This is a genomic window from Paenibacillus sp. GQ49, assembly GCF_059759055.1.
On the sequence record NZ_JCAXEL010000028.1, the window covers coordinates 1 to 16,892 of the forward strand.

Consider the following 16,892-nt stretch of genomic DNA (forward strand, 5'->3'; position numbering starts at 1 on the left):
AGCTACTCGGCCGGTCTACACCCACGTTCCTCCCACATCGCTGTTACCCAACGTCACTTTCACCCATGCCCAGACTTCCATTCTATTACCTACACACCTTGCACGCTTGTTACAACCTAGCTCACTCCCAACTCGGAACTCCGCACCTAACTAACTTTACCTATTACTCTCCCCTACTCCACCGTCATCCCCCACAACCCTCGCCAACGCCACGCTGCCTAACAACCACTCATTCCCCCACAAAGACAAAAAGAGCGCTCATCACGCTCTCCTTGGTTTCTTGCTGTGATGTTCATACCGGATGGAAAGTCAGCCCGAAGCGCCACCTTAAGTCACGCCTCCAGCCGTCTAAGTCCTACAGTACGCTAAACGACGAGGAATTCCGCATGCTGTTCGCACTCGGCGCATTTCGCAGGCGGGTCCCAGTCGGCAAATTCCGTCTCCTTCAGATCAACAATATCTGGAGCGTCCTCATACTCATCGACAAACATGTCAATGGCAATGTCCACGTGTTCTTTGCATACAACGTACATCCGTTAAGCATCCTTTCTGTAACCAGCTATGTTCCCGATTCACAACCGCTTATCCCATTACAGGATAGCCACTTCTCAGTTCTATCACACCTGCCGCCGAAAAGAAACCCCCAGCCCTAATTTATCGTGCCCATCCTCCACCAAACCTCTCCATTCGCCGTAAAAGAACACAAAAAGCATCCCTTCCAGATACCTCCACGGTACCACGAAAAGAATGCCCCTGTAACATTAACAATCCATTTCACATAGTGAATGAATCTTGCTCCACACTCGTTTTAATTCAATCCCGACTGCGCCTTCGTCAACAGCTTCCCACCTTGAAAAGCAATAACCGCATTGGCACCATTGCCGGCTGTACCTTTGTAGTTGTAAACCACCATATTCTCCGCTTCACTCAGCGCTTCACCTTCACCGCCGAGGATCTCGATGACATCTTCCACCGACATGCCAACCTCAAGCTTCTCATACTGGGCAAAGGTAATCAGCACCCCGTCGCCTTTCCCGGCCGATCCGTTGTTTCCCGATGTTACAGGCGTTTGACCACCAGCCTCACCTACCGCAATCACACTTGTACTCAACTCATTCAACTTGGTCTCAAGTGCTGCGATCTTTTGCTCCTGCTCAACGCTCTTGGCTCCCTGCTCCACCAGTTTCTTCTCAAGCCCTGCAATCTTCTCTTGCAGAGCACTTGTATCTACAGATGCTCCTGTCGTAGCTACCTCAGATCCACAGGCGGACAGCACAAACAGTGACAGCGCCAAGCTCGTTCCCCCAAGCATCTTTTTCCTCAAATGTTTCATTATAAATACCCCTTCCATTCTGAAATAAAAATATGATCGACAAACAGATGTTATTGCATCAGCGACCGTCTCCAACATATTGACAACAGTTTACCACAGCCCTAGTCTGATGTATCTGCTCCTTTGGCTCCGGGTCTAACTAATCATGGGAAGATATAAATGGTTAATCTACTCATTTACTGTCGAACGAACACGTCCACCCATAATAACTAAAAAAGAGTGGTCAGTTGATCTGATCACTCTTCTAGCATTCCCTATTTCAATCCACGCAACAGTGTGGGCTCGCTCGTTGATCTTCCCTTACTCCGGTTTATCCGTCAGCTTCACCGATACTTTCTCCACTTTGCCATCCCGGTAGAAGGTCACTTCAATCGTGTCCCCAATCTTCTTCGAATCGTACAGATATTTCCGCAGATCCAGCGTGGAGGTAATTTTTTGCCCGTCAAACTCCGTAATGACATCATTCAGCTTCATACCTGCTTCGGATGCCGGACCGGATGCTTCCAGCACAACCACACCGCTGTCCACATGAGATGGCAGCTTCAGATCCTTGCGCTGCTCGTCATCCAGTGGTGCATAAGGGTTGCTCAGATCAACCGTGTACACGCCTAGGTATGGACGAGAAACTTTGCCGTTCAGTAGCAGGGAATCTACCGTTTTCATCACTTCGTTCATCGGAATCGCGAAGCCAAGACCTTCAACGCCCGTATCCGAGATCTTCATCGTGTTGATGCCGACCACTTTGCCGTTCAGATCGACCAAAGCACCACCGCTATTACCTTCATTAATCGCCGCATCCGTCTGGATCACGTTTTGCTCCCAGTCGTACACCCCGTCCTGATTGATCGATACAGGTAGAATACGATCCGTGTAACTGACAATACCGGATGTCAGGGTACCGCCCAGACCGAGCGGGTTCCCGATCGCCAGCACCGTTTGACCACGCTGAAGTTTGCTGGAATCGCCGATCTCCGCAACCGCACCCAGCCCTTTATCTTCTGCGGATAATACAGCAATGTCACTCACACGGTCCTTGCCGACCAGCTTTGCCTTATGTGTCTCCCCATCTACGGTCACAATCTCCAGATCACTCGCACCCTCCACAACGTGGTGGTTGGTCATAATATATGCCTTGCCATCTTCCTTCTTGAAAATGACCCCTGAGCCCAGCGCCGAATCTTCCATCGATAGACTACTACCCGTTTTATGGTTCACAATGCTCACCACAGAAGGACGAACGTGGGCTGCTGCCTGAATAATCCGATCGTATGGATCAGCTGCCTGCGCTGTCTGTGCACCGCCTCCACCACCGTTGCCTGTAGTATTAGCCAGCGGTAACGAAGCGGGCTGTGTGATGAAGCTAAACAGCATGACGGTCACGATGGAGCTGATCACCGAGCTAATCACAGCTACCTTCACTGTGGAACTGATTCCCGTACGCGATCTGCGCGGATTGCTCCAGCGGTCACGTCCACGTGCTCTGCCTCCAGGGCGGATGATCTGAAGTTTGCCTTTCTGTTCAGGTTCGGCGCGTCTTGATACTTTGGTTGAATAAAAATCGTCTCCAAACAATCCCATCGTGATCCTCTCCCCTTCGTTGTCACGCATCAAGACCCTGACTGCCGCCTAAGTTGTCGCATGGTTCAACGATGGTGTTCTTACGTTACACCACTCCGCCAACAGACGAACCTTCCGATCGCTGTTACTCACAAATTTTTTTGATCCCCTCTTCCAAGGTAAAAATTTGTTCCTAAAGGCGAACACTTTGTTTCTTCAGGTTTCTTCTGTCGTCTTCGTTACGTGAAGACTCCAACGGTTTCCCATGCTTTTTTGCAATTTAATAAAATGGTCTTGCATATCGCCGCATCCCGGCATCAAATCAGGATACAACGTCTATGTACAACAGAACGGACACGCCATTCTGTCAGTGACTCAATCAATCATGCTCTCGCATTCTATGACATGCCATTTCACACGCAAAACAGCCAAAATCACAATGCTCCTCATATACTAAACACGTCAAATCACAAAAAGTTGCATATTCACGAAAATTAAAGCAAATTTCCGCTATAACGCGCTTAACAATAAAGGTCCATAGTATCTATCACCACAAAATCCGGTCCGCTAAGCGCCATTTGGGCAAATTTGAAGAACTTTTTCACCCCTGCATAGTCACAGGTTCAGCATACACGTCTCATCACACAAATGTTAGCGGCAAAAAGAGGAATGTTTTCCATCAAGCCTGACTACAATAATAGTAAAAGACAATTCGAAGCTTCATAGAGGAGGATATATATGGATCGCACACGTACACTCACAGCCATGGATGAAGTTCATATGGCGGCCAAGCTGGCCGATCTCAAGGAAGAACACTATCGCAATACCCTTGCACTCAGCACCATCATTGAACTGCTTATTGATAAAGGCATCCTAACCCGCGAGGAAGTCGAGCGCAAAGCCGCCGAACTGGACAGCTTTATGGCTCACCCACCCTATCCCATGGCGTAGGACGGTCGTAATACGTATCACAGAGTTTGAACTCATGATCCCGATAAAAACATCCACGGCTCTCCATCGCGTCGCGCACCGACATTTTTGCCAAGTCCATCATATTATGATCTCGGCTAAGATGTGCCAGATACGTGCGCTTGATGCGTCCGTTCATCAGTTCACTAAGCGCTGCCCCTGCCGCTTCGTTCGACAAATGCCCAATGTCGCTCAAAATCCGGCGCTTGGTGTTCCATGGATAACGCCCCATACGCAGCAATTCGACATCATGATTCGCCTCCAGCACCAGCACGTCAGAATCGGAGATCGCATCGCGAACCTTGTCGCTCATGTACCCGAGATCCGTTGCAACAGACAGCTTCTCCGTACCATCATCGAATGTGTACCCTACCGGCTCAGCCGCATCATGCGAGATCCCGAAGGATTCCACGCGCAGTGACCCAAAATCATGCTTTTCACCCGTCTCAAATACCCTCCGGTTTTCCTCTGGAATCGCCCCAACCGACTTCTCCAGTGCCGCCCACGTATTCAGATTCGCGTAGATTGGTAAATTATATTTCCGAGACATCGCGCCTAGTCCTTTAATGTGGTCGGAATGTTCATGTGTAACCAGAATCCCGTCCAATTCTGCCCCAGAAATCTCCCTTTCCTGAAACAGTGCATCCAATCGCTTCGCACTAAGACCCGCGTCAATCATGAGAGAGGTACCCCCATGCTGTATGACTGTGGCATTACCTGTCGAACCGCTGGATAACACGGTAAAATATATCCCCATAACGCATTACTCCCCTGGTTTGTCTGTCTTGGGACTGAATACATCCCCACTGATGCCCTGCACGTACAACACTTCGCCACTTTCCAGCACGAACCGCCATGCCGGCATCGCTACCTGTATATCTGAATTGAACAACTGGCCATAATAGCCCAGCTGAATATCTTTGACAATTGCATCATTTGGCAAAAAGTTCTCGATCAGCGTTCCCAGCGCCTTCGACGCCGGAAGCACCTGCTGATCGCTCTCCTCTGCGGTCGTAATCCGCACTGGAGTTTGACGGTAACCCGTTATTTTCTGGTCGCTGTAGAATAACTCCAGACTCACATTGAAGAGCGGCCATTTGCCATCCACCAGTGGGTGAAGCACAAAAGCCCCATCCTCGGCCATCAGCTGATCCAGCCGGTATGTCCCGATCTGTGGAATCTCACGCTCTAATGCATCTTCCAGCTCACTCTGCGAGAAGATCAGCTTGCTATCTACAGGCTGTTCCAGTTCCATATCCACGCCAGCCCTGTCCTCTTCAATGAACTCATAGGACAACTTTGGCAGCTTCGGCGTTTCATTTGGAATCGGAGCCAGCACCTGAATGCCCTTCTCTTCCATCGCCTGCTGTGTATTATCTGCCAGTGAGGTGAAGTCCAGATTGGCTCCGGCCGTCTCCCGCGCATCCATCCAGATCTGGTATCCCAGCACCAGATTGAGCAGCAGAAAGGCATAGATCAACACATTTTTCGCCCGTCCCCAATCCAAAACATTCACCTCCGTCCATTTGATAAAAGCAACTAATATCACACTGGCCCACTCCGCGGTCAGAACAACCTTCCGATCGCTGTTATCCCCAGATTTCTTGATTCCCTTTTCCTAAGGGAGAAATCCGGCGATAAAGGCGAACGCTTCGCTTCTCCAGCTTTTTTCTGCCCTCTCCGTTATCGTGTGACCTTACACCTCGCTCGGATATCGAATGACTCCATTACCCTACAACCCATCAAGAAACGGTGGTTTCCTCCCCATTTCCGAATCGGATCACCCATACCGGAATCAGCTTTAGTCCGTCCTCAATCGAAGAAGGACGATATGCCGGGTACACGTCCACAACCTGGCGATTCTCACCTGCGACCTTTTTAATAAGAGCCTTCAGCTTTTCTCCGCCAGGTAACTTTACCGATTTCTTCGTCTCTGCACCTTCGTTCAGGTATTCCAGTGATCGCTCATAGCTGGATACCGTCTCCTGCTGCATCTCCATACTGATCGTGCCAAAGCGGAACTGCATGGAATCCATAATTGGATAGCTACCATAATACTGCTGGAATTCAAGCTGCGTCTTGCTGTCAGCGGTCTCCAGCATCATGCGTGACCTGCCTTTCCAGCCACCATGCTGATTCACAAAATCAACCGCAGACAACGCATCCTTCGCGGGATCAATCTGTCCCGCAGGCGGTGCCGCCGGATCGGTGTAACTGATCCAGCGCTGTTCCTGTTTTACCTGCAGACTACGTTTACTATCCGTGTAGATCTCCGATCCATCTTTTTCCCGGATATTCCGGGTCATGCTTGGATCGAAAAACAGACTACGCTGCATTTGCTCAACCGTGAACTGCCCTGTCGGCACATCTGCCTCAATCGTCTCCAGAGCTTCGGCCGGGATATAATACCCGCCATCCATCAGCGTATATGGCGTCCAGTTCGTACCGAAGTCAACATGCTGCTGCACGTCTTGTACTGTCAGGTCCGCCTGCGTTGCTTCGTATACCACGTCTCCCTTGGCGCTGAAGAACAGCGCATGGGCCTTCGTTTCATTTTTGGACGTATAGATCGAGATTCGGTTAATGGTCTCCCCTTGGAACAAGGAATCCGTCCCAAGCCTCATCACCCGCTGTAACAATGCTACGGGAATACCTTCTTTGAACGATAGCTCAAACCCAGGGTTCTCCTTGCGAATCTGATCCCAGTTCACCGATTGCACACTGCGGCGCTGAAAATCATCGAACGCCCGCCCCTGTAACCGCGAATAGATTAACTGATAGAACGTATTGCCAGGGTAAAACACCGTATGTTTATCCTCACCCAGATGAATAATCATCTGATCAGGGAAGATCAATTCTTCAATATTGCGTTCCTGACCCATATTTTCCGTCTTCACATAGTTCGTTTCTGACGTCACAATGGAATCCCCGCCTCCGGGCAAACGGTAGATCAGAAAATAACTCTGAACCAGACTGGCTACAACAAGGGCAGCAAGCACCAAGGATTTAATCCGTTCCTTCACGGTGCTCACCCCCTTTCTCACGCATCGGCAGTGTGAACGTTACTGTCGTTCCCACATCTACCTCAGAATCCAAAGAGATGCTTCCATCATGTGCCTTCACAATTTCCCGGGCAATGGACAGTCCTAGCCCTGTGCCTCCCATACTGCGGGAACGAGCCTTGTCCACCCGATAAAACCGCTCAAAAATGCGATCCAGATCGCGCTGTGGGATACCCATTCCGGTATCCGATACCGAGATGGCAAGTGCGTGTTCATCACTGCGTCTAGCCGCAATCGTAATGGTGCCGCCTTCCAATGTATATTTCAGCGCATTGGATACGACATTATCCAGCACCTGATCAATCTGATCACGATCCAGCGGGACAGCCGGAATATCATTTTCCACAGATAATACAGGCTGAATATCCTTCTGATGCATCTGGAACGAGAATCGATCCGTCACTTCCTCCAGCATTTCCAGAATGTCAGTTGGCTGTTTCCGTAGCAAAGCCTCTTTGGAATCAAGCCGCGATAAATGCAGCAGATCCGTAACCAGTCGTATCATTCGCTCCGTCTCGTTCTGAATAACACCTACGAAACGACCGGCAAGCTGCGGATCTTCCAATGCACCGTCATCCAGTGCTTCCGCGTAACTCTTGATCGTAGTCAGTGGTGTGCGCAGTTCATGGGATACATTGGCTACAAATTCACGCCGGGATGCCTCAAGTTCTTCCTGCTCGGTAACATCCTGAAGTACGGCAATGGTTCCCGTGATCCCCCGTTCACGTCGATGAACTGGTGTGAACGTCATCCGAATGACCACAGGTTCTTCTTGTCCTGCGGGTGCAATCTGCAGCAAAGTTGAACCTGTGAAACCACTCGCGAGGGCTTCCGCATCCTCCGGATCAATGCCGAGTAATATGGCAAAGTGTCTTCCTTCAATATCCGCAGGATGCATACCCAGAATGCTGCTGGCACGACGGTTTACGAGAATGACTTTACCATACTCATCCGTAGCCACCACACCATCACTCATATTCGTCAGAATGGAGGTCAACTTCTCCTTTTCCTCTTCATTCAGTGAAAGTGCATCCCGAAGCCTACTGGTCATATAGTTAAAAGCCCGACTGAGCTGACCAATCTCATCCGTGCCAAATACAGGTGTCTGTTGATCAAAGTTACCTTCTGCGACCGCTGTCGCTCTCCGAGTCACTTCCTTAATCGGCTGCGTTATCGTATGAGACAGAATCACGCCAAGCACCGCCGTTAACACCAGGGCAATCAGAATGCCAGAGATGAAGATTTTGTTGATTCCCTCCATCGTGGAATACAGCTCGTTCATGGATGCCGCGATGTAGACCGCACCAATAATCTTGCCGCCAGACAGCACCGGCTTGGCGACGACCTTTTTGCGAACATTATCCTCGTCCACGATATATTCCTCATTATCCCGAATGCCTTGCAGCGCACGGCTGACGACGGTCTGGGTGTTTTTGCGCCCCACATAATCCGAATGTGAACTTAGCGAGGTCGTGAGTACCTTGCCGCTGGCATCCAGCACCTGAATCTCGGCACCGTTAATGTTGAACAGGTTGTTCACCAGCACACGCAGATTTTCCGTTTTGTCCTCACCCGCCTCTGCTTCTCCACCCGCCATCGTCTCCCCCACGAGAACCGACAGCATTTCCGCACGCGCCTGCAAGTCTTCCGTAAAATTGCTCGTTAGTGAGTTCTTCATCGCGCTCACAAAATAAACCCCGATCAATTGCATCGCAATCAGAATCAGCAGTACATAGATAATGATCAATTTCGCCTGAATCGTTCGGAAGAACGAGAATCGCGCGAATCGGCCCATTATATCCCCACGCTTTTGGCACTGCGCACGAGATAACCGAGCCCGCGGCGTGTCAGAATCGTTTCCGGTTTGCTTGGATTCTCCTCAATCTTCTCACGCAGACGACGAATCGTAACATCCACGGTGCGTACATCGCCGAAATATTCATATCCCCATACCGCTTGCAGCAGATGTTCCCGTGTCATAACCTTGCCGGAATGCTTCGCCATATAATAGAGAAGTTCGTATTCACGGTGGGTCAGATCGAGCGGTTCCCCGCCTTTGTAAGCCGTATACATGTCCATATCAAACGCCAGATCAAATAGCCGCATGACCTGCTTCTCTTCGTCTTCGTGCGCTTCTGCCGTAATCGCAAGCTTTTGCCGTCTGCGCATCTGTGCCTTCACCCGTGCAAGCAACTCACGCGTACTGAACGGCTTCGTCACGTAATCATCCGCACCCAGTTCCAGTCCGAGCACCTTGTCGATCTCGCCATCTTTGGCGGTAAGCATAATGATTGGCATCTCCAGATGAGCGCGCACCTCACGACAGACATCCATACCGTCCTTGCCCGGGAGCATCAGATCCAGCAGCATCAGATCCGGTTTCTCGGATAACGCCAGTTCAACCGCACGAATGCCATCAAATGCACAGATGACCTCGTACCCCTCTTTTTCCAAATTAAACTTCAGAATGTCCGCGATGGGCTGTTCATCGTCCACCACCAAAATCTTCCCCTGCATCGGCTAAGTTCACCCCTATATCCTGCTTAATCCGCGTTAGCGTTTATATCTCTCTTCTATGTTTAGCTTGTACGAAGCCTGCTTGATTTGTTTCTCTAGTTTGTTGTTTATACTCTATAGTTTAACATACCTGAAGCACCGTCACATCCCGATCAGGGGCTTGGAAGGTCTTTCATCTGAAAATTTTTTACAGCAGCAAAAAACAAGGCCAGCATTATAGCCAACCTTGCTCTCACTTTACCCTATATTAGTTCAAATACGTCATCGGATTCTCCGCTGTGCCGTTCTTCAGGATCTCGAAGTGCAGATGTGTCCCGGTCGAGCGACCTGTGTTACCCATAACGCCGATGCTCTCCCCTTTTTCAACCACTTGTCCAACCTTCACACCGATACTATCCAGATGACCATACAATGTTTCGTATCCATTACGATGGTTAATAATGATGACATTGCCATAACCACTCTTCTGCCCTGCAAAAGTAACCACGCCCTCATCGGCTGACTTCACATCACGGTTACCTACCAGATCGACACCTTTGTGCTGGCGACCCCAGCGTTGTCCGAAGCTGCTGCTCATCGTTGCATTGGATACCGGCCAAGCAAATTCACCCGTGCCTTCGCCAACAACTTTGGTTCCGCTAAGGACCACTTCAGTTACAGCTGCTTTAATCACTTCCTGACCAAGCCACTCTTCCTGAACCACTTCACCATTTTCTTTGGTTATACGATACTGCATGCTTTTCAACCCACTTTGTCCTGGGCGCACGACTTTTGTGGTACCTGCTTTCAACTCAGCACTTTTGCGTACTTCCACTTGTGGTTTAATCTCAATCTGTTCAACCACTTGTTCAACCGATTTAACGGTTACCGCTGGTTTCGGAACGGTCAAGGTCAGTTCGTCTCCAATTTGAAGCGACGTTTCCTTGATGCCCGGATTATGCTGGCGAATCTCACTTTGTGTAATTTCATACTTGGCTGCAATCGAAGAGATCGTATCTCCTTCATGAACCACATAAGTTACAGGCGCGTCTTTACCGACGGTTAATGCTTTAACCGCCTCGGACACATCCCATATTTTGTTTGGATCAGCCTTCACCACATCCGTCGCTACATCTTCCTTGATGCCTACCGATTTCAGGGTTGTACTTGGTCCCTCGTTTTTCTTCGAGGAATTAGCCGATACCGACTTCGTCTTCAGCGAACTTCGCACAGCCGATGCCGATATGTATTTGCTCTGCACTTGTTCCAGAATTGCATCCGCTGTTGCCTGATCCTTCACAATACCAATGACTTCACCGTCTACCTTGAGCTCAACACCTTTGGCGTAGGCTGTCAGCATGTCACCCAGTTTGTCCAGCGTTTCGTCACTGTTCACTTCAGGTTTGTACGCTCTTACCGTTTCGGTTGTGATGCCATCCGTGTTCAGCACCATCTCTGCATCCGGATATTTATGTTGATATTCCTCAGTTTTGTCTGTAAATAGTTGTTGTAATTGTGCCTCATCTGCAATGGTACCAATCTCGCTACCTTTAACCATTACTTTATAGTATGGTACGGTGTTTGCAGTAACATATTGTTTGCCTGCGAACCCAAGCGATGCTGCGATGAATACACCACATGCTGCTGTAATGATCCATTTGCGCGAGGCCAGAACGCGCTTCTTATTCACACTGAAGGTGGACATGCTCATGTTGTTTTTGTCTTCGGCCGTCCGGTGTTCCCCGGATTGTTCGTGTACCCGGTCTTTGCCCGGTTGGCGTATGCCTCTGAAACCTTTCATGATTCTCTCCTTTTCAGCACTTCTCAGTTCGCATTTCTGTCAAGACATCACCCATCGTGTCTGTCCCATGCTCGTTGATACTTGTATTGGGTGTCCGCAAAATCAGGACTTTAGCTGCGCTCGTAAAAGTGTCAAAATTTTAACCTTTTATCACACCCGTATACTTTAACACAGGTTTTACACTCATTTCAACTCTACACGTCACACCGCAAAGCCACGCCACGCTTGGTTTCCCTGTATTATCCATAAGATGTTATGGCTGATCCATCACCCATTATGCCTCAACATCCGCTGTACTATGTACTTTTGTTCGCAAATTAAGACTAGGTTCTAAGACCCAGTGAAATATGCTTTATTTTTCATAAAAATACATATAAAATCCCTCACCAGATCAACTCTGATAAGGGATTTCGTAAACAACCTGTTTGTGGTTTATCTTAAACTGGATCTCATCTCATGCCACAATAGAAATTAACTTTTATGCCTTTATTCTTTGACTGCAAGAATTACAAATCGCTTCTGCTGTACTTCCCAGAATCCATTTTGCTCCATCTCCATATGAATATCCATTAACGGCTGACGGAACTGTTCCACTTTGAAATCAGGTACTTGCCACGGGATGGTCTTTAGATAATATACCAGTGCGCCTATATCATAGAAACGTTGTGCGGGAGTTGCTTCCCGTTGCTCCAGAATACGGAATCCACACTGTTCCAGCTGAAGAACAGCACGATCCAGTTCCCATTCAGCGTAATCGGCTGGCATAGGAATGCCGAGCCGATCATTGATCTCCCTGCAATCTGACCAACCTACCTGTTGAGTCAGAAACAGTCCTCCTGCGGATAGAATCCGCCTAACTTCCTGCTCATCATACGACTCATGCCGATTAAGAATCAGATCAAATTCCCCTTCTGCGAAAGGGAGATGCGAATCATCAGTCACCGGAAACACCTTCACACCGAGCGGCTGTAAACGTGCCTCTGCAATCGGTATATTGGGGAGATAACCTTCGGTCGCACATGTATATGGAGGAAGGCGGCGAAGTCTGGACAGCATTTCTCCTCCACCAGTCCCCATGTCGAGCATTCGTTCTGTCTGATTCATCAATCGGCGCGCCATCGTTCCATATGACCAAGGCAATATTCCGCTCTGGAGTCGCCCACTCCCTGTTACATAGCTAAAATCCCAGCCACTAAACGGTTGCTCCACCTCTTGCAGCCCTTGCTCGTATCGCTCTTTTGTTGCCTCGACAAACTTTTTTACTGATGGTTCTGAATTAGAATGATATAAGTTCATGTTCAATACAACCTCCAATTCGTGTATTCGGAAACACAAGTCCATCGGTTCTCTTGAAAGCACCTATGAACGGAGGTCCACGAATTGAACTGGAGGTTTCTGCAATGTTGCCTGAACGTTTTTATATGTCGTGTTCTTTACCTTTATACTTCATACGATGTTCCCTCCTGAATAGGCTATACAATTTCCAGTATTTATTTAAATAGATTATATTCAATCACCATCGACAAGTCCATTACATTATGAATCAGGCGATACGTCTATGAGCACGCCTGTCTTCCCTGCCTGCCTATCATCTTACTCCGTTTGCAGTACTTCCATCAGGTTGTCGTACTCTTCACTGGTCAGGTACTTCGAGATCACCTGTTCAATCTCACGTAATTCCTGTTCCGTCAGGCCACCTTCCATGGCGCCTGAGATCTGCTGCATTTCTTTCTGCGGCAGCTTGTTCATGAGCAGGCTGAAGATTTTTTCTTTCTCCTCTGCTGGCAGCTTGTCCTTCGCTCCAGTAATGTCATCCGGTGATACAACAATGGCATCATTGCCTGAAGAAGCACCGCCGCTGGCCGCTCCGGTTCCATTGCCTGAAGCTGAACCACTACCCTGATCTGTTCCTGAGTCATTACCCGTTCCGGTATCCGTCCCATTACCTGCACTTGTGCCTGAGTTTGATCCTACGGTCGTATCTGTACCTGAACCTTCCCCTGTGCCCTCATTTGAGCCGCTCCCTTGGGACTCATCGTTGCCTGCATCTACGCCAGATTGACCACTCTCTGTCCCATTCCCCATAACTGAAACAGCGTCTTCCGGAACCTGCTCTTCGTCCGCTCCTGTCGGCTGGTCTGTCGTCCCATTTCCTGATTTGTTCCCTTCACTGGTTTTACCGCCCAAGGCACCTTGGAACATAGCGGTTAACCCCATGGGTTGACCTTCCCACTGAATATTGAAACTTGCGAGGAGCGACTTCGCATATGACTGTACAATTAATCCGGTCGTGAGCAGTGTCAGTGAACTGACCAGCAACACGGTTAGCACGATTTTGACAAACCACACAAGCAACTTCATTCCGTTCTCTCCCTCCGATTATCCCACCCGTTTAACATGCGCATGTCGGGGTCTGTAACTCTACTGTTAACCAGTATTGACGGAAATCTCGGGATTATATCCGAAAAACATACAAAAAACCTCCAGTCATCGCTATAAAAGCAACAACTGGAGGCCTAAAATGCCTAGTCGGCAGAGGATTCTATTTTATAATTCAAGAAACAATCTCTCTATCTTCGATTACTCGTAGATTGGAAGAACTTGATTCGTTTGCTCACGGTTACGTCCAACGGAGAAGATGGCAATTGGAATGCCTGTCAGTTCGGAAACACGTTTTACATAATTCTGTGTGTTCACTGGCAGGTCTTCAAGTTTCTTCGCTCCAGTAATATCTTCGCTCCAGCCTGGCATCTCTTCGTATACCGCTTCACATTCTGCCAGCATTTTGAGGCTTGCCGGATAGTGTGTGATAACTTCGCCGCGGAATTTGTATCCTGTGCAGATTTTTACGGTTTCCAGACCTGTCATTACGTCCAGAGAGTTCAGGGACAGACCTGTGATTCCACTGACACGACGCGCGTGGCGAACAACAACACTATCGAACCAACCTACACGACGCGGACGTCCAGTTACCGTACCGTACTCATGTCCAGTCTCACGGATTTGGTCACCGATTGCATCATGCAATTCCGTAGGGAATGGGCCATCTCCTACACGGGTTGTGTAAGCTTTCGCCACCCCAATGACTTGCTGAATACGAGCCGGTCCTACGCCAGAACCGATACATACGCCACCTGCGGACGGATTGGATGATGTAACAAATGGATAAGTTCCTTGATCAAGGTCCAACATAACGCCTTGTGCACCTTCAAACAATACTTTTTTGTCCTCATCAATATATTCGTTCAGAACAACGGATGTATCACGTACGTAAGGACGCAGAATTTCAGCATATCCGAGGTAATCTTGCAGAATCTCTTCCACATCAACAGGCTGACCGCCGTAGACTTGCTCGATGACACGGTTCTTTTCTTTGACCAGATGACGCAGTTTCAGTTCGAAATCTTCAGCATCCATCAGGTCAACCATCCGAATACCAATACGGGCTGATTTGTCCATGTAACATGGGCCAATTCCTTTGCCAGTCGTACCAATTTTGTTCGGACCTTTGCTCTCTTCTTCCAGAGCATCCAACACCATGTGATATGGCAGAATGATATGTGCGCGCTCACTGATGGACAGGTTCTTCGTTGTAAAATCATTGTCATGAATATAGTTAATTTCTTCGATGAGTGCCTTCGGGTTGATAACCATTCCGTTACCAATAACACACGCTTTATCCGTGTAGAAAATCCCTGATGGAATCATCGTCAGTTTATATTTTTTGTTATCAATCAGAATTGTATGACCCGCATTGTTACCACCTTGATAACGAGCCACCACATCAGCGCTCTCCGCCAAATAATCCGTGATTTTACCTTTTCCTTCGTCTCCCCATTGCGTTCCCACTACAACTACCGTTGACATAGTTAACATTCCTCCGTGGGTGCCTTGCGCACCTTTGTATTGGTCTGTCCGTCCTCTATCCCGGCAGGCGTGTTACGCAATAAACCGACTGAGAAGCGTGCTAACGGACAGTAAAAATGTCCTTCCGTTACATTCAAGGGAAGGTTTGCGCTGCTTTAACGCAGCAGTATTAGTGTACCAGTACCCTTTTTCAAAGTCAAATCAAATGGCGAACAATTAGATATAGTACAACCGTAATGTTCGGGATTTACCCATTATTTCAACACAAAAAACCGGAGACTTCAGTCCAAGCTTGCTTGACTGCTATCACCGGTTCAAGGATACCCATTTCAATGTGAATCTATATCTGGTATTTATAACACATGTTTGAGTTCAGTTGCTCTAATGGTTGATCTTCGGGACAGACGATTTTGGCTTCTTAATCGAAGCCGTCAGCACCTGCCCATTACATCGCGAAGGCATCATTGTGTGCCCTCTCGTAATTGACGAATTTATTAAAGTTTTTCAGGAAGACCAGTTCTACCGTACCTACCGGACCGTTACGCTGTTTAGCGATAATGATCTCGATAATATTTTTCTTCTCGGTCTCCTGGTTATAGTAGTCATCCCGGTACAGGAACGCTACGATGTCGGCATCTTGCTCGATCGAACCCGATTCCCGCAAGTCGCTCATCATCGGACGTTTGTCCTGACGTTGCTCTACACCCCGGCTCAGCTGGGACAAGGCAATAACCGGAACTTCCAGTTCCCGGCCAATCTGTTTCAGTGTACGTGAAATCTCGGATACCTCTTGTTGACGGTTCTCCCCTGCTTTACCACGTCCACTAATCAGTTGAAGATAGTCGATCAGGATCATGCCAAGGCCTTTCTCTTTCTTCAGGCGACGGCATTTGGCACGAATATCCGCTACGGTAATCCCTGGCGTATCATCTATGAAGATGTTGGCTTCTGACAAAGCTGCAATACCCATCGTCAGCTTCTGCCAGTCTTCATCACCCTTGAAGTCACCCATACGCATCACGCTGGCATCCAGGTTGGCTTCCGCACAGATCATACGTTGCACCAGCTGGGCAGCTGACATCTCCAGACTGAAGATGGCTACCGTCTCCTGGGCCCGAATGGCTACGTTCTGAGCGATATTCAGGGCAAAGGCCGTCTTACCTACGGAAGGACGGGCCGCTACTATGATCAAGTCACTGCGCTGGAATCCGGCAGTCATCTTGTCCAGATCGATAAACCCGGACGGAATACCTGTCGTTGTACCCTTATTCTGATGAAGTGTTTCCACACGATCGAATACTTCCATCAGTACGTCCTGAATGGCTATAAAACCACTACTGGAGCGACGGTTGGAGATCTCCAGAATGCGACGTTCAGCTTCTCCAAGCATCGCTGCAACATCTTCGCCGCCTGTATATCCTTCACTCACGATCTGTGTTGCCGTACGAATCAGGCGACGCAGCATCGATTTCTCTTCGATAATCTGAGCGTAATAGTCTACGTTCGCGGCTGTAGGTACACCATGGGCTAGCTTAGCCAGATAACTAACGCCCCCGATGTCCTCCAGCTCACCTTTATCCTTCAGAAGCGAAGTCAGTGTCACGAGGTCAATCGGTTGATTTCCCTCACCAAGCTGGATCATCGCTTCAAAGATTAATTGATGGGGCTTATCATAGAAATCCTCGGTTTGCACCCGTTCCATCGCTGTAATCAGGGCCTCGCCCTGCAACAGGATTGCACCCAGCACGGCCTGTTCGGCTTCCAGGTTCTGCGGGGGAATCCGGTCGAATAACATTTCTCCGCCCAT

The 16,892-nt window shown here is 48.8% G+C and carries 14 protein-coding genes; 1 reads left to right on the top strand and 13 read right to left on the bottom strand.

Annotation, left to right across the window (positions count from 1 at the left end):
• Nucleotides 1-365 precede the first annotated feature (365 nt).
• The 3 genes from AC6CIF_RS29345 to AC6CIF_RS29355 form a co-directional block, all read right to left on the bottom strand.
• Nucleotides 366-533 carry a CxxH/CxxC protein gene (locus AC6CIF_RS29345; RefSeq protein WP_017691462.1) on the bottom strand — a complete coding sequence of 56 codons (168 nt, stop codon included), beginning with the start codon at nucleotides 531-533 and terminating at the stop codon, nucleotides 366-368.
• A gap of 275 nt (nucleotides 534-808) precedes the next feature.
• On the bottom strand, nucleotides 809-1,333 hold the full coding sequence (locus AC6CIF_RS29350) for a hypothetical protein (protein WP_498202522.1): 525 nt from the start codon (nucleotides 1,331-1,333) through the stop codon (nucleotides 809-811).
• Between the two features lie 300 nt (nucleotides 1,334-1,633).
• Nucleotides 1,634-2,911, bottom strand: a complete 1,278-nt coding sequence (locus AC6CIF_RS29355; protein ID WP_498202523.1) for a S1C family serine protease — start codon at nucleotides 2,909-2,911, stop codon at nucleotides 1,634-1,636.
• Between the two features lie 717 nt (nucleotides 2,912-3,628).
• Between AC6CIF_RS29355 and AC6CIF_RS29360 the strand changes: the two genes are divergently transcribed.
• Nucleotides 3,629-3,841, top strand: a complete 213-nt coding sequence (locus tag AC6CIF_RS29360; protein WP_036611899.1) for a hypothetical protein — start codon at nucleotides 3,629-3,631, stop codon at nucleotides 3,839-3,841.
• On the opposite strand, the gene AC6CIF_RS29365 is transcribed toward AC6CIF_RS29360, so the two are convergent.
• The 10 genes from AC6CIF_RS29365 to dnaB all read right to left on the bottom strand — a co-directional run bounded on the left by AC6CIF_RS29365 (nucleotide 3,810) and on the right by dnaB (nucleotide 16,892).
• Nucleotides 3,810-4,616, bottom strand: coding sequence for an MBL fold metallo-hydrolase (locus tag AC6CIF_RS29365; RefSeq protein ID WP_036671861.1), 807 nt, complete (start codon nucleotides 4,614-4,616; stop codon nucleotides 3,810-3,812). The two genes, AC6CIF_RS29360 and AC6CIF_RS29365, sit on opposite strands and share 32 nt — an antisense overlap.
• Nucleotides 4,617-4,622: 6 nt before the next feature.
• Nucleotides 4,623-5,366, bottom strand: coding sequence for a two-component system regulatory protein YycI (yycI, locus tag AC6CIF_RS29370; RefSeq protein WP_047841111.1), 744 nt, complete (start codon nucleotides 5,364-5,366; stop codon nucleotides 4,623-4,625).
• Nucleotides 5,367-5,601: 235 nt separating this feature from the next.
• A complete protein-coding gene (locus tag AC6CIF_RS29375; protein ID WP_498202524.1) occupies nucleotides 5,602-6,882 on the bottom strand; it encodes a YycH family regulatory protein in 1,281 nt (426 codons plus the stop codon).
• On the bottom strand, nucleotides 6,866-8,716 hold the full coding sequence (gene walK, locus AC6CIF_RS29380) for a cell wall metabolism sensor histidine kinase WalK (protein ID WP_133386401.1): 1,851 nt from the start codon (nucleotides 8,714-8,716) through the stop codon (nucleotides 6,866-6,868). Before walK ends, AC6CIF_RS29375 begins: the two co-directional genes overlap by 17 nt.
• Nucleotides 8,716-9,438 (bottom strand): response regulator YycF, encoded by a 723-nt coding sequence (yycF, locus tag AC6CIF_RS29385; protein WP_017691453.1) that lies wholly within the window; start codon nucleotides 9,436-9,438, stop codon nucleotides 8,716-8,718. Before yycF ends, walK begins: the two co-directional genes overlap by 1 nt.
• 247 nt (nucleotides 9,439-9,685) lie before the next feature.
• Complete coding sequence (locus tag AC6CIF_RS29390; RefSeq protein WP_498202525.1) at nucleotides 9,686-11,218, bottom strand: peptidoglycan DD-metalloendopeptidase family protein; 1,533 nt, start codon at nucleotides 11,216-11,218, stop codon at nucleotides 9,686-9,688.
• Between the two features lie 486 nt (nucleotides 11,219-11,704).
• Nucleotides 11,705-12,514 carry a class I SAM-dependent methyltransferase gene (locus AC6CIF_RS29395; protein ID WP_498202526.1) on the bottom strand — a complete coding sequence of 270 codons (810 nt, stop codon included), beginning with the start codon at nucleotides 12,512-12,514 and terminating at the stop codon, nucleotides 11,705-11,707.
• Between the two features lie 297 nt (nucleotides 12,515-12,811).
• Nucleotides 12,812-13,579: a hypothetical protein gene (locus AC6CIF_RS29400; protein WP_498202527.1), complete on the bottom strand. Its 768-nt coding sequence runs from the start codon at nucleotides 13,577-13,579 to the stop codon at nucleotides 12,812-12,814.
• 219 nt (nucleotides 13,580-13,798) lie between these two features.
• Nucleotides 13,799-15,085, bottom strand: a complete 1,287-nt coding sequence (locus AC6CIF_RS29405) for an adenylosuccinate synthase (protein ID WP_091012210.1) — start codon at nucleotides 15,083-15,085, stop codon at nucleotides 13,799-13,801.
• Nucleotides 15,086-15,530: 445 nt separating this feature from the next.
• Nucleotides 15,531-16,892, bottom strand: a complete 1,362-nt coding sequence (gene dnaB, locus AC6CIF_RS29410) for a replicative DNA helicase (protein WP_036611922.1) — start codon at nucleotides 16,890-16,892, stop codon at nucleotides 15,531-15,533.